The organism is Luteimicrobium sp. NPDC057192 (assembly GCF_042670205.1).
GTDB lineage: Bacteria > Actinomycetota > Actinomycetes > Actinomycetales > Cellulomonadaceae > Luteimicrobium.
Map to the genome: position 1 here is coordinate 1 of NZ_JBHUWD010000075.1, position 1371 is coordinate 1371.

Sequence of the window (1371 nt, forward strand, 5' to 3'; positions counted from 1 at the left end):
GTACACACCGCCCGTCACGTCACGAAAGTCGGTAACACCCGAAGCCGGTGGCCCAACCCTTGTGGAGGGAGCTGTCGAAGGTGGGACTGGCGATTGGGACGAAGTCGTAACAAGGTAGCCGTACCGGAAGGTGCGGCTGGATCACCTCCTTTCTAAGGAGCATCTAGATTCTCTTCGGGGAATCCAGAGACCATTTCGTCGGCAAATGTTCGACGGTGGTTGCTCATGGGTGGAACGTTGACTATTCGGCACGACAGGTTGTTTTTGCGAGTACTGCTTCGGCGTGGAAAGTGAGAAGGATCGGTCGGGTCGGGCACGCTGTTGGGTATCTGAAGGTATGGCCGTAAGGCTGCCTTCGGTTGCCGGCCCCAGTGCACTCGGGTTTTTCCCGGGGTGATGGGTGGCTGGTCGTTGTTTGAGAACTGCACAGTGGACGCGAGCATCTGTGGCCAAGTTTTTAAGGGCGCACGGTGGATGCCTTGGCACCAGGAACCGATGAAGGACGTGGGAGGCCACGATAGTCCCCGGGGAGCTGTCAACCAAGCTTTGATCCGGGGGTTTCCGAATGGGGAAACCCGGCAGTCGTCATGGGCTGTCACCCGCTGCTGAACACATAGGCAGTGTGGAGGGAACGAGGGGAAGTGAAACATCTCAGTACCCTCAGGAAGAGAAAACAACCGTGATTCCGGGAGTAGTGGCGAGCGAAACCGGATGAGGCCAAACCGTATGCGTGTGATACCCGGCAGGGGTTGCGCATGCGGGGTTGTGGGATCTCTTTTGTCAGTCTGCCGGCTGGGCGGCGAGTCAGAAACCGTTGATGTAGGCGAAGGACATGCGAAAGGTCCGGCGTAGAGGGTAAGACCCCCGTAGCTGAAACATTAACGGCTCGTTTGAGAGACACCCAAGTAGCACGGGGCCCGAGAAATCCCGTGTGAATCTGGCGGGACCACCCGCTAAGCCTAAATATTCCCTGGTGACCGATAGCGGATAGTACCGTGAGGGAATGGTGAAAAGTACCGCGGGAGCGGAGTGAAATAGTACCTGAAACCGTGTGCCTACAAGCCGTGGGAGCGTCGCTGTGCTTGCACTGCAGTCGTGACTGCGTGCCTTTTGAAGAATGAGCCTGCGAGTTTGCGGTGTGTTGCGAGGTTAACCCGTGTGGGGAAGCCGTAGCGAAAGCGAGTCCGAATAGGGCGATTTAGTAGCGCGCTCAAGACCCGAAGCGGAGTGATCTAGCCATGGGCAGGTTGAAGCGGAGGTAAGACTTCGTGGAGGACCGAACCCACCAGGGTTGAAAACCTGGGGGATGACCTGTGGTTAGGGGTGAAAGGCCAATCAAACTTCGTGATAGCTGGTTCTCCCCGAAATGCA

At 57.2% G+C, this 1371-nt stretch carries 2 rRNA genes; both read left to right on the forward strand.

What is annotated here, in order from left to right:
- Positions 1 to 152 (forward strand): 16S ribosomal RNA (locus ACFT5B_RS19450); the annotation flags it as partial.
- Positions 153 to 447: 295 nt separating this feature from the next.
- Positions 448 to 1371: ribosomal RNA gene (locus ACFT5B_RS19455) — 23S ribosomal RNA — on the forward strand; the annotation flags it as partial.